This window comes from Massilia sp. WG5 (assembly GCF_001412595.2).
Taxonomy (GTDB): Bacteria; Pseudomonadota; Gammaproteobacteria; order Burkholderiales; family Burkholderiaceae_D; genus Telluria.
The window spans coordinates 3,988,708-4,010,605 of sequence record NZ_CP012640.2 but is presented as its reverse complement, the minus strand read 5'-3'; the positions used below and the strand labels follow the sequence as shown (position 1 = coordinate 4,010,605).

The following is a 21,898-nucleotide window of genomic DNA, read 5'->3' as shown; positions in this document are numbered from 1 at the left end:
CGCGTTCCGCGCGCCGCAGGCACACCGCTCAGGCGGGTACGCCGACGATCACGCTCGATGCCTTGAACATCGCCGTCACCGTGCCGCCCACCGCCAGGCCCATCGCATTGCTGCTTTCCCGGGTAACGATGGCGGCCACCGAGCCGCCGCCCGGCAGGTCGATCACGACCTCGGTGTTGACGGCGCCGGGCTCGATACGGGCGATGGTCCCGGTCAGGCGGTTGCGGGCGGAATAGCGCGCGCCCTCGTCCTGCGCCGCCAGGATGATGGAGGAGGATTTGACGAGGGCGAAGGCGTCCGCCCCGACCTGCAGGCCGAGGCTGTCGACGCTCTCATGCGTGACGATGGCGACGATGGCGTGGCCGCCGGCCACCGCCAGCTCGATCTCGTCGTTGACGGCGCCGCGGGCAAGCCGTGTGACTTTTCCGGAAAACTGGTTGCGTGCACTAGTTCTCATGCTCATTTTCCTGACCAATAAGTAATCGTCGGCGATGCCGGCGGCCTGCTCGCCCAGGCGTTGGACGAAGTTCCGGTGCTCGCGTTCGATCAGCCGGAAGTTGGCCACCAGTTGCTCGCCGCGCGCGGTCAGGCGGGTGCCGCCGCCGCCCTTGCCGCCCGCCAGGCGCGCCACCAGCGGCTCGCCGGCCAGGTTGTTCATCGCGTCGATGGCGTCCCAGGCCGCCTTGTAGCTCATCCGGATGGCTTTCGCCGCCTGGGTGATCGAGCCGCACTCGCCGATCTTCGCCAGCAGCGCGATCCGTCCCGGGCCGCCGAGGTTTTCGCCGCCGACCGTCATCCAGATCTCGCCGTCGAGCCCGATCGCCGTTTTTTCTTGCATGACGTCCATGTTCATCCTGTGAATTCGAGCACGTGGTCGCCGAACACCTCGGCGTCTTCCGGATCGTGGGTGATCATCACCATCGGCACCTGCAGGCGATGCTGCAGCTCCTTGAGTTCGGCGCGCATGAGGACGCGCAAATCGCGGTCGAGGGCGGCGAAGGGTTCGTCCAGCAGCAGCGCACGCGGATGCGTCACCAGGGCGCGCGCCAGCGCCGTGCGCTGCTTCTGTCCACCCGAGAGTTCGTCCGGGTACTGGTCGGCCACATGGCCGAGCTGGAAGGCCTCGCACCAGTAATCGACCTGTTCCCGGTGCTGGCGGCGGCGCGGGTTGAACCAGCCGCGCACCAGCGGGAAGGCGATGTTCTGGCGCACGGTCAGGTGCGGGAACAGTGCATAGTCCTGGAACACATAGGCCAGCCGCCTTTGCTGCGGCGCCAGGTCGATGCCCCGGGCGGCGTCGAACAGCACCTGGTTGTCGAGCCTGATGTGGCCGGCGTCCGGACGCAGCAGGCCGGCGATCGCCTTCATGGTCAGGCTCTTGCCGGAACCGGACGGACCGAGGATGACGGTGCGCTGGCTGTCCGTGCGCAGGCGCACGTCGAGCCGGAAAGTCTGCCTGCCGGCGCCCAGGGTCTTGCGGATATCGAGATCGAGCAGCATCGCCGTCCCCTAGCGGCCGGCCAGGCGGCCCGGTGCCAGCCGTCCCGCGGTCAGCAGCACGGCGACGCAGACGCAGGAGGTCAGCAGCACCAGCAGGTTGGCGGTATCGTCCTGCCCGGCCTGCACCGCTTCGTACACCGCGATCGACAGGGTCTGGGTACGGCCGGGAATGCTGCCGGCCACCATCAGGGTCGCGCCGAACTCGCCCAGCGCGCGCGCGAAGCCGAGCAGGACGCCCGCCAGGATGCCGCGCCAGGCCAGCGGCAGCGTGACCCGGAAGAACAGCGCGGCCTCCGAGATGCCCAGCACGCGCGCGGCCTGCTCCAGCTGGCCGTCGACCGCCTCGAAGGCGGCGCGCGCCGGCTTGAACACCAGCGGGAAGATGACGATGGCGGCGGCGATCACGGCGCCCTGCCAGGTGAAGATCAGGTTGATGCCGAAGCGGTCCTGCAGCCAGGCGCCGAGCCAGCCATGGCGGCCGACCAGCACCAGCAGGTAGTAGCCCAGCACGGTCGGCGGCATCACCATGGGCAGGGTCAGCAGGGTGTCCAGCAGTTCACGGCCCGGAAAGCGCCGCCGCGCCAGCAGGAAGCCGATCCCGACGCCCAGCACGAGATTGATCAGCGTGGCGCAGCCCGCGACCTTCAGCGACAGCGCCAGCGCCGACCACGCGTCCGCGTTCATGGCTTCCGGAATCCGTATTTCGCCAGCACCGCCTGCCCCGCCGGCGACAGCACGAAATCGATGAAGCGCTGCGCCTCGAGCGGATCGGTACTGGCGGCGGTACGCGCGATCGGATAGCCGATGGCGATATCGAGCGGCACCTCGAACGCGACCTTGACCTTGTCCTTCATGAGGGCGGCATCGGTGCCGTAGACGAAGCCGGCATCCACTTCGCCGCGCGCCACGTAGTCGAGCGACTGGCGCACGTTCTGGGTATGGATGGCCTTGGCGGAGACACCGGACCACAGCTGCGCCGCGTCGAGCGCGTGCCGGGTATAGCGGCCGACGGGCACGCTGGCCGGATTGCCGATGGCGATCTTCCGCACGCTCGGCTGGCCGAGGTCCTGCAGGCGCTTCGGGCTGTGTTTGCTGTCGTACGGCACGACCAGGACCAGGCTGTTGCGCGCGAAGTTGCGGCGCTCGCCGTTCGCGACCAGCTTCTGCTTCACGGCCGTGTCCATCGTTTCCATGTCGGCGGAGGCGAGCACGTCGACCGGCGCGCCCTTGGCCATCTGCTGCAGCAGGGCGCCGGATGCGCCGAAGTTCAGCAGGACACTGGTGCCCGCATGCCGGGCTTCATAACTCGCGGCAATGTCCTTGAAGGCATTTGTCAGGCTGGCCGCGGCGGAAACGTGCAGGTCGCCTGCCTGCGCCAGGCTTGCCGCCAGGCTGAAAGCGGTGGCGGTAGCGACCTTTTGCATGACAGTAATGCGCACGACATCTCCGGATCCTTGGGAACGAAAACGCAATATACACGAATATATAACGCTTCGCGGCGCAAGGCTGGAGCCGGCCGCAGAGTGGGTGAGGGGAACGCGCGGACATTCTCTCGAAATGTCACAATTGACCGGGATGCGCCATCCCGAAAACCGGCCGGGATGGCGCGGGCGCTCTCTCAAGAGTAGCCGAATTCGGCCTGACTATACAAGCAATGTTGCCGGAATGGTACATAGCGTATGCATCCCTTGCGTTAACAATTGTCCATACTCATCTTGACTCGTTAGACTCGTCCGGTTGGATGCGCGCCCTGCCCGCGCCGCCAGTATCCGAACCCTATCGACGAGAGAACCAGGATGACCAAACAGACCGTCTTGCCCGGCTTTACCCGCACCCTCCTCGCTTCTTCCCTCCTGCTTGCCTTTGCGCCCGCCTGGTCGCAGACGGCCGACACCGCCCCGACCCAGTCCGCCGTCGATCCGACCGCGCCCTCGGTCGTGGTGCTCGGCTCGCGCGGCGCGGCGCGCACGGCCCTCGACGCCTCCGCGCCGGTCGGCCTGATCAGCGCCAAGGACATGCAGATGGCGGGGCCGCTGGAACTCGGCAAGCTGCTGCAGACCCTGGACCCGTCCTTCAACTTCTCGTCGACCTTCATCAGCGACGGCACCGACATCATCCGCCCGGCGACCCTGCGTTCGCTCGGACCCGACCAGTTGCTGGTGCTGGTCAACGGCAAGCGCCGCCACCAGCAGGCGCTGGTCAACGTGCAGCAGACCATCGGCCGCGGCTCGGCCGGCACCGACATCAATGCGATCCCGATGTCGGCGATCCAGCGCATCGAGGTGCTGCGCGACGGCGCGGCCGCGCAATACGGCTCGGATGCGATCGCCGGCGTGATCAACATCGTGCTCAAGCAGCAGACCGGCGAAACCCAGCTGTCGGGCACCGCCGGCGGCACCAGCGAAGGCGGCGGCCAGCTCTACTCCGGCAGCGCCAACCGGGGCTGGGCGATCGGCGACGGCGGCTACGTCAACCTGACCGTCGAAGGCCGCCACCGCGGCGAGACCAACCGCGCCGGCGTGGACAGCCTGCGGGTCGACCCGCCGCGCGTGACCCAGCGCATCGGCGACAGCCTGGCCAAGGACAAGTACTTCTGGTGGAACTCGGCGCTGCCGACCGGGAACGACGGCGAGTTCTATACCTTCGGCGGCGTCTCGCACCGCACCGGCGACTCGGCCGGCTTCTTCCGCTCCGCCGGCGACGGCCGCAACGTGCCGGCCGTGTACCCGAACGGCTTCCTGCCGAACATCCGCACCACGGTCAAGGATGCTTCGCTGGCCCTGGGCTACCGGCGCGACCTGGCCGGCCAGTGGAAAGTCGACTTCTCGGTCAACCATGGCCGCAGCGAGCTCGATTTCCACGAAAAGGAAACCATCAACGTCAGCTACTGGTACGAGCCGAAGCCGGGCGGCGGCATCTACGCCGAATCGCCGCTGGAAGCCGACACCGGCAAGCTGAAATTCAAGCAGACCACCGTCAACGCCGACTTGCGCGGCCCGCTCGAGATCGGCGGCCGCGCCATCTCCTTCGCCACCGGCTTCGAATACCGCCGCGACGGCTATGCGATCGACGCCGGCGATCCGGTCTCCTACCAGTACGGCCGCACCAACAATCCGGCCATCGTGATCCGCGACCAGACCGGCGGCGCGGCGGCCTCGGGCACCCAGGGCTTCCCCGGCTACACGCCCGGCACCGCGGTGGACGACAGCCGCCACAACATCGCGCTGTACGCCGACCTCGAACACAAGCTGACCAACGAACTGCTGCTGGGCGCGGCCGTGCGCTGGGAAAAATACTCGGACTTCGGCAGCACCACCACCGGCAAGCTGAGCCTGCGCTACGATCCCTCGAAAACCGTGGGCCTGCGCGGCACGGTGTCGACCGGCTTCCGTGCGCCGAGCGTGCAGCAGAAGTTCTACAGTTCGGTCTCGACCAACCTGAACGCGGCCGGCGTGCTGACCGAGACCCTGACCGCGCGCGAAGGCAGCGCCGTCACCAAGGCCTTCGGCATCCCGAACCTGAAGGAGGAAACGTCGAAGAACGCCAGCGTCGGCATCGTGCTGCGTCCGGCCTCGAACTTCTCGCTGACGGCCGACCTGTGGGGCATCGACATCGACAACCGCATCGTGTTCTCGTCGAACATCGCGCCGGAATCGGGCCCTTGCGCCACCCTTGCGGCCTGCCCGATCAAGGCCATCCTCGATCCGCTGAAGGTCGGCCAGGCGCAGTTCTTCACCAATGCCATCGACACCCAGACGCGCGGCCTCGACATCGTGGCCGAGCACACCACCCGCCTGCCGGGTTCGACCCTGGTGCTGTCCGGCCAGCTGGACTTCAACCGCACCAAGGTGAAGGGCCGCCACTCCGATTCGCCGGTCCTGAGCGGCACCCAGCTGTTCGACGATTCCCAGGTGACCCTGATCGAACGCGGCCAGCCGCGCCAGCACCACGTGCTGTCGGCCGACTACACGACCGGCGCCTGGAACGGCAACCTGCGCGCCAACTACTACGGCGAAGTGCAGGGCCAGGGCTTTACGGCCCCCTTCGTGCAGACCTGGGACGCCAAGTGGATCTTCGACGCCACGCTGCGCTACAACTTCAGCAAGGCGACCAGCGTGACGCTCGGCGCGAACAACCTGTTCAACACCTTCCCGACCAAGTGGGATCCGGTCAAGGCCGCGCCCTTCCCCCAGCTCGGCTTCACCTACTGCTGGGAGACCTGCCCGTTCGGCATCAACGGCCGTTCGTGGTATGCACGGGTTGACGTGAGCCTGTAAGCGGGTGCAGGTCGAGCCGGCGCCCGGCCTTGACGATCTGGCTGGGTACCTCGTGGCCCACCAGGTCCTGCAGGCGCCGCGCCGCCTGCAGCAGCAGGGGCAGGTCGACGCCGGTCTCGTAGCCCATCAGCCCGAGCGCGTGCACGACTTCCTCGGTGCAGACATTGCCGGTGGCGCCGGGCGCATACGGACAGCCGCCGATGCCGCCCAATGAGGCATCGAAGCGGTCGGCGCCGGCATCGATCGCGGCCAGCACATTGGCCAGGCCCATGCCGCGCGTGTTATGGAAGTGCAGGGTCAGTTCCAGCGCCGGCCAGCGCTCGCGCACTTCGCGGGTGAGCGCGTGCACCTGGGTCGGAAACGCCATGCCGGTGGTGTCGCACAGCGTGATGCCCTGCACCTTCAGCTGGTCGACATAGCGCGCGCACCAGTCCAGCACCGTCTGCTGCGCCACCTCCCCTTCCATCGGGCAGCCGAAGCTGCAGGACAGCGAGATGTTGACCCGCACGCCGCGGCCATGCGCCAGCGCGGCCACTTCCTCCAGGCCGGCGAAGGACTGCTCGCGCGTCATGCGCAGATTGCTCAGGTTGTGGCTTTCGCTGGCCGACATCACCAGGTTCATCTCGCCGACGCCGGCGCCAATGGCGCGCTCGGCGCCGCGCAGGTTGGGGATCAGGGCGCTGTACACGACGCCCGGCTGGCGTGCGATCCCTGCAAAAACCTCGGCGGCGTCGGCCAGGGCCGGCACCGCCCTGGGCGAGACGAAGGAGCTGGCTTCGATCTTGGCCAGGCCGGCGCCGGACAGCATGTCGGCCAGTGCGATCTTGTCCGCGGTCGGCACGAAACGGCTCTCGGCCTGCAGTCCGTCGCGCAGCCCCACTTCCTGGATGTGGATGCGGCGGCCGGCGCCGTTCCAGGCGCTCATGTCCAAAGGAGCGCTCATGCGACCACCTTGCGTGCGCGCAGCGCGGCGATCTGCTCTTCGCTGAGGCCGATCTCGCGCAGCACCGCGTCGGTGTCCTCGCCCAGGCGCGGGGCCGGCGAGCGCACCGCGCCCGGCGTGCCCATCAGCTTGGGCACGATGCCCGGCACCTCGACCTCGTAGCCCTCGCGCGTCTGCTGGGTCAGGATCATGTCGCGCGCCCGGTAGTGCGGGTCTTCGGCGATGTCCTTCGCGGTGTACACCTTGCCGGCCGGGACCCGCGCCTCGCCCAGCACCGCCAGCACCTGGTCCACGCTGCGTTCGAGCGTCCAGGCGCCGATGGCGGCGTCGATCTCGTCCACCCGTGCGACGCGGCCGGTGTTGCTGCCCAGGTCCGGGGCCTCGCCCAGGTCGGGACGGCCGATCGCCGTCATGAGGCGCTTGAAGATGCTGTCGCCGTTGCCGGCCACCAGCACGTAGCCGTCGCCGCAGCGGTAGGCGTTGGAGGGAGCGATGCCCGGCAGTGCGCTGCCGGCCGCCTCGCGCACCGCGCCGAACGCGCTGTACTCGGGAATCAGGCTTTCCATCACGTTGAACACGGCTTCGTGCAGGGCCACGTCGATCACCTGGCCTTTGCCGCCGTTGACCTTGCGGTGATAGAGCGCGGTCAGCACGCCGATGGTGCCGTGCAGGGCGGCCAGGGTGTCGCCGATCGAGACGCCGCAGCGCACCGGGACGCGTCCCGGCTCGCCGGTCAGGTGGCGCAGGCCGCCCATCGCCTCGCCGATCGCGCCGAAGCCCGGCAGGTCACGGTAGGGGCCGGTCTGGCCGTAGCCGGAAATGCGCAGCATGACCAGGCCCGGGTTCAGCGCGGACAGCTCGTCCCAGCCCATGCCCCAGCTTTCCAGGGTGCCGGGCCGGAAATTCTCGACCAGCACATCGGCCTCGGCGATCAGCTTGCGCGCGATCTCCTGGCCTTCGCTGCTGCGCAGGTCGAGCGCCACGGAGCGCTTGTTGCGCGACTGAACCTGCCACCAGACCGAGGTGCCGTCCTTCATCATGCGCCAGTTGCGCAGCGGGTCGCCCGCGCCGGGCGCCTCGATCTTGATCACGTCGGCGCCGAATTCGCCCAGGGTCTTGCCGGCGAAGGGCCCGGCGATCAGTTGTCCCATCTCGATCACGCGCACGCCCTTGAGGGCCTGATGTGAAGTGCTCATGCTGTCCCCGTCATTCATCGATGTCATGCTGCGATTCTGGCATTTTTGCCGGCGCCATGGAATGACCGGGACAGGAACCCGGCTTTCGTGGTTTGCGAAAGCTAGCCCCGGGAAGATGCCGCCAGATGCTCGACCAGCAGGCGCGCGTGGCGCGGCAGGGTCTCGATGTCGCGCACGCCGATCAAGAGCTGGCGGCGCGCCCAGGCATCCTGCAGCGGGATCTGGCGCAGGTTCAGCGAGCGCACCAGCGCCCGCACGGCGTCGGCCGGCAGCACCGCCACGCCAAGCCCGGCCGCCACCATCTGGCACATCGCGTCGAAGCTGCGCACCTGGATCCGCAATTTCAGGCGCTGGCCCATGGCCTCGGTCTCGGCCTGCAGGCGCTGCGCCAGCGAGGTGCCGTGCGACAGGCTGACGAAATCGAACTCGACGGCTTCCTCGAAGCGCAGCGCGCGCCGCCGCGCCAGCGCGTGCCCGCTTGGCGCCACCAGCACCAGCCGGTCTTCGCGGTAGGGCATCAGCTGCAGGCCGAGCGCCGGGGTGCGGTCGGCGAAGATGCCGATGTCCGCCCTGCCCTCCAGCACGCCCATCACGATGTCGCCGCTGTTCAGCTCCGCCAGCTCGATGCGGATCGCCGGCGTGGCGCGCGCAAAGGCGGCGATGTCGGCCGGCAGGAACTGGGTGATCGCCGAGGTGTTCGCCCACAGCCGCGCCACGCCGACGATGCCGCGGGCGTGGTCGCGCAGCTCGGCCGCCAGCAGGTTGACGTCGCCGAGGATGCGCTGGGCGTGGTGGGCCAGCGCCTCGCCGGCGGCGGTGGGCGTGATGCCGCGCGAGTGCCGCTCCAGCAGCCCGGCGCCGACCGCCGCCTCGAGGTCGGAGATCCGCTTGCTGGCCGCCCCGACCGCCAGGTTGAGCGCCTGCGCGCCCTTGCTGATGCTGCCGGAGCGCACCACGTGCATGAACAGCGAGAGCGAGACGAGGTCGAGGCGGTGGAGGTTCATGGCCGACATGCTACACGTTTCCTTGCAGAGAGCATGCCGTATGTACGCATGCGCACGGAAGCGTGCCGGGCAGCACGCTAGCATGGCTCATCGACTGCCTCGGGAGGAAAAAATGAAGATCGCACACCAAAACATCATCCGGATCGCCACGGTGCTGGCCTTGACCGCCGCGTCCACGTCCGCGTTTGCCCAGAGCGCCGAGTATCGCCGCGGTTACGACGCGGGTTACGAAGCGGGCCTGCGCGCCGGCCGCGACGATCACGGCGGCCGGCCGGGCCTGGGCCGCCTGCATATCGAGGAAGCGGAATATGGCGTGCGCGGCGCCGTATGCGATGCGCGCCGGGGCGTGCGCGACGAGATCGAGCGCACCGGCGCTGTCGTTGCCCGCAACCAGCTGTGCGGCGATCCGGCGCCCGGCGAAGAGAAGCGCCTGCGCGTCGTCTACCGTTGCGGCGACAGCGAACCGGCGCGGGCGTTCGCGCGCGAAGGCGAGACGCTGCGCTTCCCCTGCCGCCGCTGAGGCTCAGTCGAACCTGCTGAAATCCGGCTTGCGCTTCTCGAAGAAGGCGGTAAAGGCCTCTTTCGCCTCGGCGCCCACCAGCATCGCGGAAAAGCGCTCGTTCTCCACCGCAATGGTCTCCTTGACCAGCGCCGCGCGCGAACGCTTCATCAGCGCCTTGGTGGTGCGGATCGAGGCGGCCGGCAGCCTGACCAGCTTGGCCGCCTGGCCCTGCGCGAAGGCCAGCAGCTCGGCGGCCGGCAGCACTTTCGCGACCATGCCCATCTCGAAGGCTTCCTGGGCCGGGAAGGCTTCGCCCAGCATCAGCTTTTCGGCGGCGCGGGTGTAGCCGGCGGCTTGCGCGACCAGCAGCGACGACGCGAATTCCGGGCACAGGCCGAGCTGGCTGAAGGGCATCGAGAATTTCGCCGTGTCGGCGGCATAGACCAGGTCGCAGTGCATCAGCATCGTGGTGCCGATGCCGACCGCGGCGCCGGCGACTGCCGCGATCACGGGCTTGGTGCAGCTTTCCAGCGCCTGCATGAACTGGAAGACCGGGCGGTCTTCCGTCATCGCGCCTTCGCCGACGTTATTCAGGAAGTCGTCGAGGTCGTTACCGGCGGTGAAGATCTCGGGGCGGCCGGTGATGAGGACGACGCGCACCGCGTTGTCCTGGTCGGCCTTGCGCAAGGCTTCGGCCATCGTGGTGTACATCGCGCCGGTGATGGCGTTCTTGCGCTCCGGGCGGTTGAATGCGATGCTCAGGACGCCGTCGGCGGTGGTGGTCTGGATGTCCATTCAGGGTCTCCTTATTGTAAAAAAAGGGTGGGAACGGTTGTGCCGCGCCCACCCTTTCGTTGACACGTGTGGATTACACGCGTTCGATGATACCCGCAGCGCCCATGCCGGCGCCGACGCACATGGTGACCATGCCGTACTTCAGGTTGTTACGGCGCAGGGCGTGCACCACGGTGGCGGCGCGAATCGCGCCGGTGGCGCCCAGCGGGTGGCCGAGGGCGATCGCGCCGCCCATCGGGTTGACCTTGCTGGTGTCCAGGCCGAGGTCGCGGATCACGGCCAGCGCCTGGGCGGCGAAGGCTTCGTTCAGCTCGATCCAGTCCAGCTGGTCCTGGGTGATGCCGGCGGCGGCCAGGGCGGCGGGAATCGCGACCTTCGGGCCGATGCCCATGATCTCCGGCGGCACGCCGCGCACGGCGAAGGAGGAGAACTTGGCCAGCGGGGTCAGGTTGTGCTCCTTCAGGATCTTCTCGCTGACGACGATCAGCGCGCCGGCGCCGTCCGACATCTGCGACGAGGTCGCGGCGGTCACGCTGCCCTTGGCGGCGAACACCGGTTTCAGCTTGGCCATCGATTCCACGCTGGCGTCGGCGCGCGGGCCTTCGTCCAGGTCGACGGTGCGGCGCTTGACATCGATTTCGCCGGTCGCCAGGTTCGGCGTACGGGTCACGATCTCGACCGGGGTGATCTCGTCCTTGAAGTAGCCGGCCTGCTGGGCGGCGATGGCGCGGCGGTGCGATTCCAGGCCGAAGGCGTCCTGGTCTTCACGCGAGATCTTCCACTGCGCGGCGACCTTCTCGGCGGTCAGGCCCATGCCGTAGGCCAGGCCGACGTTCTCGTCGTCGAACACGCGCATATTGATCGACGGGTGGTGGCCCATCATCGGCACCATCGACATCGACTCGACGCCGCCGGCGATCATGACGTCGGCTTCACCGACGCGGATGCGGTCGGCCGCCATCGCCAGGGCGGTGATGCCGGAGGCGCAGTAGCGGTTGACGGTGACGCCGCCGACGGTGTTCGGCAGGCCGGCCATGACGACGGCCTGGCGCGCCACGTTGAAGCCCTGCTCGGCTTCCGGGAAGGAGCAGCCGACGATCGCGTCGACGATCAGGGCCGGGTCCAGGTTCGGCACGGCGGCCATCGCCCCCTTGATCGCGGCGATCAGCAGGTCGTCCGGACGGGTCTTGTTGAAGAAGCCGCGCGGCGCCTTGCCGATCGGGGTGCGGGTCGCTGCGACGATGTATGCGTCTTGAAGTTGTTTGCTCATGTCATTAGTCCTTAATGTCCGCGTCGCGATCAGTTGCGCACCGGCTTACCGGTCTGCATCATGCCCATGATGCGTTCCTGGGTCTTCGGATTGTTCAGCAGCGAGATGAAGGCGCGGCGCTCCATGTCCAGCAGCCACTGCTCGGAGACGAAGCTGCCCTGGTCGATGTCGCCGCCGGTGACGATCTCGGCGATGGTGTCGCCCAGGTGGTAGTCGTAGGCCGAGATGAAGCCGCCGTCGCGCATGTTGACCAGCTGGCCGCGGATGGTCGCCCAGCCGTAGCGGCCGGTGACCTGGACCGGGCGGCGCGCCGGGGCGCGGTAACCGGCGTCGAACATGGCGCGCGCGGTGACCTTCGCCACGTGCAGCAGTTCGTAGGGGTTGAACACGATGACGTCGTCGTCCTTCAGGTAGCCCATGGCCTTCGCTTCGAGCGCCGATTTCGACACCTGCGCGGTGGCCGCGTTGGTGAAGCCGACCTTGAGGAATTGCAGGATGTCGTTGCCCTTGGCTTCGTTGGCGGCGCGCAGCGCGGCTTCCTTCAGGCCGCCGCCGGCCGGCACCAGGCCGACGCCGACTTCGACCAGGCCGATATACGACTCGATCGAGGCCACGCGCTTCGAGGCGTGCAGCGCCATCTCGCAGCCGCCGCCCAGGGCCAGGCCGGCCACGGCAGCGACCACCGGGATGTTCGAGTACTTCATGGCCATGAAGGTGTCCTGCAGCTCGCGCACGATCGGCTCCATCGCCTTCGCGCCGCCGGTCATGAAGGCCGGCAGGGCCGATTGCAGGTCGGCACCGGCCGAGAAGGCGCCGCCTTCGGCTGCGTCGGTATTCCAGATGACCAGGCCCTTGTAGCCCTTTTCCGCTTCTTCGAGGCCGCGCTTGATGCCCTTGATGACGCCGTCGCCGATCACGTGCATCTTGGTCTTCAGCGAGATGACCAGCACTTCGTCGTCCGAATGCCACAGGCGCACCGAGTCGTCCTCGAACACGGTGGTGCCGGCGGTTTTCGGATCGGCGCCGCCCAGGCCCGCGACCGGTGCGCGGAACTGCTGGCGCTTGTAGACTGGCAGGTCGGACAGCGGCACATAGGCGTTCTTCGTCACCGAGTACGAACCCTCGGCGCTGTGCACGCCTTTCTCGGCGACCGGCGCCTCGAACACCCAGGCCGGCAGCGGTGCGCTGGACAGCGCCTTGCCGGCGTCGATGTCTTCCTTCACCCACTGGGCGATCTGGGTCCAGCCGGCGGCTTGCCAGGTCTCGAACGGACCGACGCTCCAGCCGAAGCCCCAGCGCATCGCGAAGTCGACGTCGCGCGCGTTGTCGGCGATGGTATCGAGGTGGTAGGCGATGTAGTGGAAGGCGTCGCGGTAGATCGCCCACAGGAACTGCGCCTGCGGATTGGTCGACTCGCGCATCGCCTTGAATTTCTTGACCGGGTCCTTCTCTTTCAGGATGCGGCCGACGATATCGGCGGCCTTTGCGCCGCCCGGCACGTAGTCGCCGGTGGCGAAGTCCAGGCGCTGGATTTCCTTGCCGACCTTCTTGTAGAAGCCGGCGCCGGTCTTCTGGCCCAGCGCGCCCTTCTCGATCAGCTTCGACAGGACCGCGGGGGTCTTGTAGACGCTGAAGAAGGGATCGTCCTGCAGGGTGTCCTGCATGGTCTTGATCACGTGGCCCATGGTGTCCAGGCCGACCACGTCCGCGGTGCGGAAGGTGCCGGACTTGGCGCGGCCCAGCTTGGCGCCGGTCAGGTCGTCGACCACGTCCACCGACAGGCCGAACTTCTCGGCTTCATGGATGGTGGCCAGCATGCCGAAGATGCCGACGCGGTTGGCGATGAAGTTCGGGGTGTCCTTGGCGCGCACCACGCCCTTGCCCAGGGTCGAGGTCAGGAAGGTTTCCAGCTGGTCCAGGATCTCCGGGCGGGTGCTGGTGGTCGGGATCAGCTCGACCAGGTGCATGTAGCGCGGCGGGTTGAAGAAGTGCACGCCGCAGAAGCGCGCCTTCAGTTCTTCGTCGAAGCCTTCGGCCAGCTTGTTGATCGACAGGCCCGAGGTGTTCGATGCGAAGATCGCGTTCGGCGCGATGTGCGGCGCGACCTTCTTGTACAGGTCATGCTTCCAGTCCATGCGCTCGGCGATGGCTTCGATGATCAGGTCGCAGCCGGCCAGCACGTCGAGGTTGTCCTCGTAGTTGGCGACTTCGATCAGGGCAGCGTCTTCCTTGTTGCCCAGCGGAGCCGGCGACAGCTTTTTCAGGTTCTCGATGGCCTTCAGGACGATGCCGTTCTTGTTCCCTTCCTTTGCCGGCAGGTCGAACAGCACGACCGGGACCTTGGCGTTGACGCAATGCGCGGCAATCTGCGCACCCATCACGCCGGCGCCCAGCACGGCGACTTTCTTGACGATGAAGTTGGACATGTAATGTATTCCTTGTTTGGTCGTCGTCCCCGCGCAGGCGGGGACGACGGTTAGTCAACGTGATGGCGCGTGTTTAGAACAGGTCTGCATCCAGCGCCGTCAGGTTCGACGCGCCCGAACGCGCCTGGCGGATCAGCATCGCGGTTTCCGGGTACAGGCGGGCAAAATAGAAGCGGGCGGTGGCCAGCTTGGCTTCGTAGAACTTGTCGCCGGAATCCTGCTTGGCCAGCGCGATCTTCGCCATCTGCGCGAAGAAGTAGCTGAACACCAGGTGGCCGACCACGCGCAGGTAAGGCACGGCGGCGGCGCCGACTTCGTCCTGGTTCTGGAAGGCCTTCATGCCGATTTCCATGGTCAGCTTGCCGACCTTCTCGCCCAGTTCGCCCAGCGGGCTCACGAACTCGGACAGTTGCTCGTCCAGGCCGTTGTCTTCCACGAAAGCCTTGATCTTCTCGCCGAAGGCGCGCAGCTTGGCGCCGTTGTCCATCAGGATCTTACGACCCAGCAGGTCCAGCGACTGGATGGTGTTGGTGCCTTCGTAGATCATGTTGATGCGGGCGTCGCGCACGTACTGCTCCATGCCCCACTCGCTGATGTAGCCGTGGCCGCCGTACACCTGCATCGCTTCCGAGGTGGCGATCCAGCCGTTGTCGGTGATGAAGGCCTTGACGATCGGGGTCAGCAGCGCGACTTCGCCGGCGGCTTCCTTGCGCACTTCTTCGTCCGGGTGGTTCAGTTCGCGGTCGATCTGCAGCGCCACGTACGAGGTCAGGGCGCGCGCGCCTTCTGCGTAGGCCTTGGCGGTCAGCAGCATCCGGCGCACGTCCGGGTGCACGATGATCGGGTCGGCCGGCTTGTCCGGCGCCTTCGGGCCCGACAGGCTGCGCATCTGGATGCGGTCCTTCGCATACACCAGCGCGTTCTGGTAGGCGACTTCGGTCAGGCCCAGCGACTGCATGCCGACGCCCAGGCGGGCGGCGTTCATGAACACGAACATCGCGTTCAGGCCCTTGTGCGGCTGGCCGATCAGGGTGCCGACCGCGCCGTCCAGGTTCATCTGGCAGGTGGCGTTGCCGTGGATGCCCATCTTTTCTTCGATCGCGCCGCAGAAGATCGGGTTGCGCTCGCCGATCGAACCGTCGGCGTTCGGCAGGAACTTCGGCACCAGGAACAGCGAGATGCCCTTCGAGCCTTCCGGTGCGTCCGGCAGGCGCGCCAGCACCAGGTGGACGATGTTCTCGGCGCAGTCATGCTCGCCGGCCGAGATGAAGATCTTCGAGCCGGTGATCTTGTAGGTGCCGTCGGCTTGCGGCTCGGCCTTCGAGCGCAGCAGGCCGAGGTCGGTGCCGCAGTGGGCTTCGGTCAGGCACATGGTGCCGGTCCATTCGCCCGAGACCAGCTTCGGCAGGTAGAACTTCTTCTGCTCTTCGGTGCCGTGTTCCTTCAGGCACTCGTAGGCGCCGTGCGACAGGCCCGGGTACATGGTCCAGGCCTGGTTGGCCGAGTTCAGCATCTCGTAGAAGGAGTTGTTCAGCGAGACCGGCAGGCCCTGGCCGCCGTATTCCGGATCGCAGGCCAGCGCGGCCCAGCCGCCTTCCACATACTGCTTGTAGGCTTCCTTGAAGCCCTTCGGCGTGGTGACGGCCTTGGTCGCGGCGTCGTAGTGGCAGCCTTCGCGGTCGCCGGAGTGGTTCAGCGGGAACAGCACTTCCTGCGTGAACTTCGCACCTTCTTCGAGCACCTGGTTGATGATGTCGGCGTCGATTTCCTGGTAGGCCGGCAGGTTCTTGAACTCCTCGGTAACGTTCAGGAACTCGTGCAGAACGAACTGCATATCCCGAATTGGCGCGACGTACTGACCCATGTTGATCTCCTGACGAAGGTAATGATTGGTGATGATTTAGTTAGCGGGATTGCGGTAGTTCTCGATCAGGCGTGCGAAGCCGCGGTGCGCGCGGTCTGGAGCGCCGGGGATGCGCAGGAAGCGCGCATCGTGGTGCACCGCCAGCACCAGGCCGTACATCTCGTACACCAGCTGCTGCGGATCGGTGTCCGCCTTCAGGTCGCCGCAGTCGATGGCCTGCTGGGCGCAGCGCACCAGGGCGCCCTGCCAGATCCGCACCATGCCGACCAGCTCGTCGCGGATCGGACCCGGACGGTCGTCGTATTCGACCGCGCCGCTGATATAGATGCAGCCCGACGCGATCTCGACCGAGACGCGCTTGAGCCAGTGCCTGAACATCGCTTCCAGGCGCGGCAGGCCACGCGGTTCCGTGATGCTGGGGACGAATACGTCCTGCTCGAAGCGGCGGTGGTAGAGTTTCAGCACTTCGATCTGCAGGTCTTCACGCGAACCGAAGTGGGCGAAGACGCCAGACTTGCTCATGCTCATGCGGTCGGCCAGCAGGCCGATCGTGAGACCTTCGAGACCGTCGCGGCTGGCGAGTTCGAGCGCAACGTCGAGAATCGCTGCACGCGTCATCTCGCCCTTGCGCATGACCATGGATTTGGCTGAAGTATTAATACGATGCTCCCAGTGGATCGAGAAAAAATCCGAACGCTCGTACTATTATCTACCAGCCTTGAAATGTCAAACGGGAAGTTTAGAGTTGGCGTTCTAGCCAACTGCTTTCGTGCGTCACCCGTGGGCACGCAATTCAGGCCACTGGCCCGGATTGCCCCACCCTACGAATCGCCGGCGCGTTCGATCGCGCGGCGGTCGCGCTTGGTGGGCCGTCCCTTGATCGTGCTGCCGGGTTCGGGGAACAGGCGGCGCGCTTCCTGGTCGTTCGCGCGTTTCTGGACGCTGGCTTCGGTCTCGCGGTAGAGGGCCTGCGCCACCGGCGCCGGGCCGCGCGTGCCGGACAGGCCCAGCACGATCACTTCCCAGCGCGTCGAGCCATTGTCGATGAGAATCTTGTCCTTGATTTTCACCGAACGTGCAGGCTTGACGTTCTCGGCATTGATCTTGATCCTGCCGCGGTCGACCGCCTCCGCCGCCAGCGAACGCGTCTTGAAGAAGCGTGCCGCCCACAGCCATTTGTCGATCCGTACGTTGTCGTTTTCGCTCATGAATAATACGTTTTCTGCTCAGGCATAGCCGATAGTAAAGATCCGCATCGTCAGTTTATACAAAAGATAGGCTATTCCGTGTCCGGTGCGGCGCACCCAACTGAGTTGCTTCAAGTCATCCATGCCGACCGGAATGCCGTCGGCGATGCCGCCCTCGATCTGCTTCGCCATGCTGGAGGCGAAGGCCGCGTCGCGCACCACCACGTTGGCTTCCTGGTTCACGAACAGCGACAGGCCGTCGCAGTTGCTGGAACCGACCGTGGCCCAGTCGTGGTCGACCACCGCCACCTTGGCGTGCAATTGCGTCTTGCGGTATTCGACGATGCGCACGCCGGCCGCCAGCAACTGCGGATAGAAGGAATTCGCGACCGCATCCTGCATGCGGAACTCGCCCACGCCGATCAGGAGACAGACGTCGACGCCGCGCCGCGCCGCCTCCGCCAGGGCCTGGCGGAATTTGCGTCCCGGCGCGAAATACGGCGTGGCCATCAGCACGCGCTTGCGGGCCCGCCCGATCGCCTGCAGGTAGGCGCGCTGGATGGTGCGGCGGTTGCGCAGGTTGTCGCGCACCACGAAGCCGGCGCGCATCGGACGCTCGCCCAGGCCGGCGGGCTGCCTGCGCGATTCGCGGAACAGGTGGTAGCGATGCTTCAGGTCCAGGTGCCCGGCGCGGGTCCATTGGGCCTGCGACTCGCGGTGGATGCTGTCCACCAGCGGACCGCGCACCCGCACCGCGAAATCCCAGCGCGGCGCCGGCAGCGGTTTATAGGGCGCGTAGTCGCACAGCGAATTGTCATTCGTGTTGATGCCGCCGACGAAGGCGGTCTCGCCGTCGATCACCGCGATCTTGCGGTGGCTGCGCGCCGCGCCGCGCCGGAACCACGGATTGAACATCCGGTAGTGCACGCAAGCCTCGGCGAATTCCTCGCCCAGCTGGCAGCAGGTGCGGCGGCCGGTGCCGAACCAGTCGACCAGCACGCGCACCTTGACCTCGCGTTTCGCGGCGCGCTTCAGGGCCTCGGTGACGGCGCGCGCGGTCTCGTCCCCGGCATAGATATACGTCTCGTAGAGGATTTCGTGTTTCGCCGAATCGATCGCAGCCAGCAGTTCTTTGAAGTAAGTACCGCTTTCCAATAGCTTGACGTCGTTGTTGGCGACGTAAGTAACTGAACGCATGGGCCGGGCTAAGCTAACTGCAAGTTGGCAACGATGGGAGCATGGTCCGACAAACGGGCCCATTGCGGCCCGTGCAGGACTTCCGCCTGTTCGACCTTGAAACCGCGTACATAGATCCGGTCGAGACGGAACCAGGGCAAGGCGGCCGGGAAGGTCCGCGCCGGCACCAGGCGCCGCTCGCGTCCCGCCACATTGCGCACCAGCTCGCCGATCCGCGAAGAACGCCGCTCCAGTTCGTCGAACACCTCGACCACGCCCAGCTTCAGGCGCAGGCAATCGCTCAGGGTATTGCGCCAGTCGTTGAAGTCGCCGGCGATGATGACCGGCTCGCCGTCCGACGCCGACTCGTTGACCGCGCTGATCAGGGCGTCGGTCTGGCGCCGGCGGCTGCCTTCGAACAGACCCAGGTGCACCACATAACAGTGCACCTGGCCGACCGGCGTCTCCAGCACGCAATGCAGGATTCCACGCTGCTCGTAGGCGTGATCGGATATGTCATGGTTGTGCTGGTTCGCGATCGGGTAGCAGGACAGCAGCGCATTCCCATGGTGGCCGTGGTCATACACCGCGTTCATGCCATAGGCGGCATGCAGCGCTTCACCGGCGAAGAACTCGTGCTGGGCTTTTTCCGGCCAGTGGTGATGCGGGCTGCGCAGCTTTTCGCCGTAGCGCGCCTGGTAACGGTCGTGCCGACCCTGCACTTCCTGCAGGAACACGACGTCCGCATCGAACATGCCGATGGCTTTTTTCAGGGCCATCACACGCGGCGTGCTGCGGAAGGACGAGACGCCTTTGTGGATATTGTAGGTCGCAACACGAATTTTCATGGGAACATTTTAACCCCATCATTCCGTGTTCTTCCGTTAAGCGCGCCAATCGTGCGGCGCGTCACGCCATTCCCGGTCTGAGGCCAGGAATGGCGCAAAAGGGCTCAGATGCTCATGGCCGGCAGGAAGTGTTCGGCCGGTGCCTGGCTTGCAGACTCGGTGGATTCGCGGTGAATCGGGTTGGTACGCAGCGGACCGGTCAAGAGCAGGCCGTTCAGCAATTCAATGCATAGATAATCATTGTCAACGCTGACATCTTTTACTTTCTGCTCGTGCTTTTGTTCGCTCATAAATCCTCCAGTAACCTTCGTTGGACGTTGCAAAAAGATAATTCGCCTCTGGGCGATTTATTGACCTTAATCAAATCGTTTCCGACTGTCAAACGAGGTAATCTATTGTGTTATCTCATCTGTTCCAAATTTAATTCCGATTTACCTGTAAAACTGTAGGCGTTCGCTGACAAAGTCGTAAGAATTATGCTCATACATTTGTCTCAAAATGTATCGAAATGTGACGCTCGCCCAACAATCTTTCGGTATTTATTGCCTAAAAGCAGTAAAAATCAGGGAACGTGCAGGCAACTGCGGGCAATTACGCTTGCGAAGCGGCAACGACACGGTTGCGCCCTTCCCGCTTGGCCTGGTACAGGGCCTTGTCGGCAGCCCAGAACAGGGCCTCGGCATCGGGACCATGAAGCGGGTACTGGGCGACGCCGAACGAGGCGGTAATGGCGGCGGGACCGGCGCCTTCATGCATCGGCGGCGCGCCGGCGATGTCGGCGCGCAGCGCTTCCGCGCGCCGGGCCGCATCCGCCTGCGCGCAGTCCGGCATCAGGATGACCAGCTCTTCGCCGCCGTAGCGGCAGGCGACGTCGCAGTCGCGGATCGACTGCCGCACCAGCTGGGCGATCGCGCGCAGGACCGCATCCCCGGTGGCATGGCCGAAGCCGTCGTTGACGCGCTTGAAGTGATCGACATCGAGCACTACCAGCGACAGCGGCACGCCCATCCGGCGTGAGCGCGACAGCTCGCGCTTCAGGGTCTCGTCGAAGTAGCGGCGATTGAACAGGCCGGTGAGCGGATCCAGCACCGACTGGCGGCGCAGCGCTTCGCGCAGCCTGGCGTTGCCGAGCGCCAGCGCCAGCTGTTCGGCGACGGTGACGGCGACACGCTCCTGCTCGTCGCGCTGCGCCGGTTCCGATGCGATGCCTTCCAGGTGGATCATGCCGACCAGCTCGTCGTGCGTGACCAGCGGGATGCACAGGCGGGTGGCGCCGTCGCCGTCGCCGTCGCTTCCGCGGCTGCGGTAGTGGGCACAGGACGGCCCGTGGTAGCCGACGGTCCGGTAGCGCGCGCCATGGCGCAGGGCCCAGCAATCCTCGGGCGCCATCTCGGCCGGCTGGCTCGATGCCTCGCCCCAGCGCGCCAGCTGGCGCAGCGGCTGGTCGTCGCCGGCGCCCATCGCGAAGAAGGTGCCGCCGGTCCCCGGCAGCAATCTGGCGAAGCCGCGCGCCACCACCGGCCCGGTGTCCAGGCTGGATGGCAGGGCTTCGATTGCGCGCAGCATCTCGGCGACGGCCTTGAGCTCGCGGTTGTGGCCGCCGGTCAGCTCGACCGCGGCGGCCAGCTGTTCCGCCTTCTGCTCCAGCTGGAGGGCGATCTCGCGGCGCGCGCGCAGCATGCGCGCCAGCACCGTCAACAGCGCGCCCAGCACGCAGACATTGATGAGGGTCGCCGCCAGGCCGACGGCGAACATGCGGTGCGAAGCCGCCAGCATCTCCGTGCGCAACTGCGCGCGCCGCGTCTCGGCCTGCGACTGCTGGGCGCCGATCATGCGGCGCAGCTCGTCCATATACGCTTTGCCGCGCATCGCGCCGACCACTTTTTCGGTTTTTGCGAAGCCTCCGATGCGCCGCATGGCGACCGTGTCGTCGAGTTCGGCAAGCTTGAGTTCGGCGACACGGGCGATGCGCCACACGGCGGCGCGCTCGACGTCGTTGCGCGCCCTGGCCTTGGCTTCGTGGATCGTGGCCGGCAGCGTCTGCCGGGCCCGCTGATACGGCTCGAGGAAGGCTTCATTGCCGGTGATAATGAAGCCGCGCTGGCCGGTCTCGGCGTCGCGCAGGGCATCCAGGATACTGTCCAGGCGCTGCTGCTGCTCCAGTTCCGCGCGCAGTTGCCGGACGATCATGGTGGTCGAGCGGTCCAGCCAGAACGGCACGGCCGCCACCAGCGCCATCACGAGGAACACAGCCAGGAAAGCAAACTTGATGTGGTGTTGACTGCGCATGCGGCTGGGGCGGTGGAAACACCCTGGTTACGAGCAATCAACCATAGCATAGATATTGAACAGCGCCTGTGTCGCACTTGTCACAATCGTCTACGTGAAATGATTATGTTTACAGAAACTAGCAGGATGAAGCGGCGAAATGGCGCGGCAATTGTAAAATCGCTTCCGCGTTCGAACTGGAAAAACAGCGGTCGGCCGCTTCCAGGAGCGGCAGCCAGGCATATTGCAGGTGCTCGCGCGGCGCCAGGGTAATCGGGATGTCGCGCGGTACGCAGACGGAAAACACGTGTTCCGTGTTGTGGGTGACGCCGGGCGCATAGCGATGGCGCCAGGTCTGGTAGATCTCGTAGATGTTCGACAGATGCCAGTCGTGCAGCCGGATCGTTTCGCCGTCGGCGACGATGCCGGTTTCCTCGAACAGCTCGCGGGCGGCGGTCTCCGGCAGCGGCTCGTCGTCGCGGTCGAGCGAACCGGTGACGGATTGCCAGAAGCCGGGCCGGTCGGCGCGCTCGATCAGCAGCACTTCCAGGTCGGCGGTGTGGATGACGACGAGGACGGATTCGGGGATTTTGTGGGGCATAACGCCATTGTAGCGTTATTGGCCGTCGTTCCCGCGGCGGC

Annotated in this window: 20 protein-coding genes; 2 read left to right on the top strand and 18 right to left on the bottom strand. The window is 66.3% G+C overall.

The genetic code is table 11. From position 1 onward, the window contains the following. Positions 1 to 28 precede the first annotated feature (28 nt). From AM586_RS17925 to modA, 4 genes are read right to left on the bottom strand one after another with little or no spacing between them, the layout of a single operon-like run. On the bottom strand, positions 29 to 847 hold the full coding sequence (locus AM586_RS17925) for a TOBE domain-containing protein (RefSeq protein ID WP_047826867.1): 819 nt from the start codon (positions 845 to 847) through the stop codon (positions 29 to 31). Between the two features lie 2 nt (positions 848 to 849). Beyond that, positions 850 to 1,500, bottom strand: a complete 651-nt coding sequence (locus AM586_RS17920) for an ABC transporter ATP-binding protein (protein ID WP_047826868.1) — start codon at positions 1,498 to 1,500, stop codon at positions 850 to 852. Between the two features lie 9 nt (positions 1,501 to 1,509). After that, the gene (gene modB, locus AM586_RS17915; RefSeq protein ID WP_047826869.1) at positions 1,510 to 2,184 is read right to left on the bottom strand and encodes a molybdate ABC transporter permease subunit; all 675 of its coding nucleotides are present in this window, start codon (positions 2,182 to 2,184) and stop codon (positions 1,510 to 1,512) included. Next, positions 2,181 to 2,924 (bottom strand): molybdate ABC transporter substrate-binding protein, encoded by a 744-nt coding sequence (gene modA, locus AM586_RS17910; protein WP_109370483.1) that lies wholly within the window; start codon positions 2,922 to 2,924, stop codon positions 2,181 to 2,183. The genes modB and modA overlap by 4 nt, the downstream gene beginning before the upstream one ends. Before the next feature lie 372 nt (positions 2,925 to 3,296). Here modA and AM586_RS17905 point away from each other — a divergent pair, with 372 nt between their 5' ends. After that, positions 3,297 to 5,777, top strand: coding sequence for a TonB-dependent siderophore receptor (locus AM586_RS17905; protein WP_047826871.1), 2,481 nt, complete (start codon positions 3,297 to 3,299; stop codon positions 5,775 to 5,777). Here the strand turns inward: AM586_RS17905 and AM586_RS17900 are convergent. The 3 genes from AM586_RS17900 to AM586_RS17890 all read right to left on the bottom strand — a co-directional run bounded on the left by AM586_RS17900 (position 5,734) and on the right by AM586_RS17890 (position 8,920). Next, positions 5,734 to 6,720: a hydroxymethylglutaryl-CoA lyase gene (locus AM586_RS17900; protein ID WP_229411293.1), complete on the bottom strand. Its 987-nt coding sequence runs from the start codon at positions 6,718 to 6,720 to the stop codon at positions 5,734 to 5,736. The genes AM586_RS17905 and AM586_RS17900 overlap by 44 nt on opposite strands. After that, on the bottom strand, positions 6,717 to 7,916 hold the full coding sequence (locus AM586_RS17895; RefSeq protein WP_307165650.1) for a CaiB/BaiF CoA-transferase family protein: 1,200 nt from the start codon (positions 7,914 to 7,916) through the stop codon (positions 6,717 to 6,719). The genes AM586_RS17900 and AM586_RS17895 overlap by 4 nt, the downstream gene beginning before the upstream one ends. A gap of 101 nt (positions 7,917 to 8,017) precedes the next feature. Further along, positions 8,018 to 8,920 (bottom strand): LysR substrate-binding domain-containing protein, encoded by a 903-nt coding sequence (locus AM586_RS17890; RefSeq protein WP_047826981.1) that lies wholly within the window; start codon positions 8,918 to 8,920, stop codon positions 8,018 to 8,020. 112 nt (positions 8,921 to 9,032) lie between these two features. Here AM586_RS17890 and AM586_RS17885 point away from each other — a divergent pair, with 112 nt between their 5' ends. Next, positions 9,033 to 9,440: a hypothetical protein gene (locus AM586_RS17885; RefSeq protein ID WP_047826874.1), complete on the top strand. Its 408-nt coding sequence runs from the start codon at positions 9,033 to 9,035 to the stop codon at positions 9,438 to 9,440. A gap of 3 nt (positions 9,441 to 9,443) precedes the next feature. Here AM586_RS17885 and AM586_RS17880 read toward each other — a convergent pair whose 3' ends face one another. The 11 genes from AM586_RS17880 to nudB form a co-directional block, all read right to left on the bottom strand. Next, the gene (locus AM586_RS17880; protein WP_047826875.1) at positions 9,444 to 10,217 is read right to left on the bottom strand and encodes an enoyl-CoA hydratase; all 774 of its coding nucleotides are present in this window, start codon (positions 10,215 to 10,217) and stop codon (positions 9,444 to 9,446) included. A gap of 73 nt (positions 10,218 to 10,290) precedes the next feature. Then, on the bottom strand, positions 10,291 to 11,487 hold the full coding sequence (locus AM586_RS17875) for an acetyl-CoA C-acyltransferase (RefSeq protein WP_047826876.1): 1,197 nt from the start codon (positions 11,485 to 11,487) through the stop codon (positions 10,291 to 10,293). A gap of 29 nt (positions 11,488 to 11,516) precedes the next feature. Continuing rightward, positions 11,517 to 13,913 (bottom strand): 3-hydroxyacyl-CoA dehydrogenase/enoyl-CoA hydratase family protein, encoded by a 2,397-nt coding sequence (locus tag AM586_RS17870; RefSeq protein WP_047826877.1) that lies wholly within the window; start codon positions 13,911 to 13,913, stop codon positions 11,517 to 11,519. A gap of 73 nt (positions 13,914 to 13,986) precedes the next feature. Beyond that, positions 13,987 to 15,777 carry an acyl-CoA dehydrogenase C-terminal domain-containing protein gene (locus tag AM586_RS17865; protein WP_047826878.1) on the bottom strand — a complete coding sequence of 597 codons (1,791 nt, stop codon included), beginning with the start codon at positions 15,775 to 15,777 and terminating at the stop codon, positions 13,987 to 13,989. A gap of 36 nt (positions 15,778 to 15,813) precedes the next feature. Next, the gene (locus AM586_RS17860; protein WP_047826982.1) at positions 15,814 to 16,410 is read right to left on the bottom strand and encodes a TetR/AcrR family transcriptional regulator; all 597 of its coding nucleotides are present in this window, start codon (positions 16,408 to 16,410) and stop codon (positions 15,814 to 15,816) included. Positions 16,411 to 16,598: 188 nt separating this feature from the next. Then, a complete protein-coding gene (locus AM586_RS17855; protein WP_047826879.1) occupies positions 16,599 to 16,985 on the bottom strand; it encodes an RNA-binding S4 domain-containing protein in 387 nt (128 codons plus the stop codon). Between the two features lie 18 nt (positions 16,986 to 17,003). Continuing rightward, on the bottom strand, positions 17,004 to 18,161 hold the full coding sequence (locus tag AM586_RS17850; RefSeq protein ID WP_047826880.1) for a phosphatidylserine/phosphatidylglycerophosphate/cardiolipin synthase family protein: 1,158 nt from the start codon (positions 18,159 to 18,161) through the stop codon (positions 17,004 to 17,006). Between the two features lie 8 nt (positions 18,162 to 18,169). Next, on the bottom strand, positions 18,170 to 18,988 hold the full coding sequence (locus AM586_RS17845) for an endonuclease/exonuclease/phosphatase family protein (protein WP_047826881.1): 819 nt from the start codon (positions 18,986 to 18,988) through the stop codon (positions 18,170 to 18,172). A gap of 104 nt (positions 18,989 to 19,092) precedes the next feature. Then, complete coding sequence (locus tag AM586_RS28185; RefSeq protein WP_156328281.1) at positions 19,093 to 19,278, bottom strand: hypothetical protein; 186 nt, start codon at positions 19,276 to 19,278, stop codon at positions 19,093 to 19,095. A 301-nt stretch (positions 19,279 to 19,579) separates the two neighbouring features. Continuing rightward, positions 19,580 to 21,277 carry a diguanylate cyclase gene (locus tag AM586_RS17840; protein WP_052234495.1) on the bottom strand — a complete coding sequence of 566 codons (1,698 nt, stop codon included), beginning with the start codon at positions 21,275 to 21,277 and terminating at the stop codon, positions 19,580 to 19,582. 118 nt (positions 21,278 to 21,395) lie between these two features. Then, complete coding sequence (nudB, locus tag AM586_RS17835; RefSeq protein WP_047826883.1) at positions 21,396 to 21,857, bottom strand: dihydroneopterin triphosphate diphosphatase; 462 nt, start codon at positions 21,855 to 21,857, stop codon at positions 21,396 to 21,398. Positions 21,858 to 21,898: the final 41 nt, after the last annotated feature.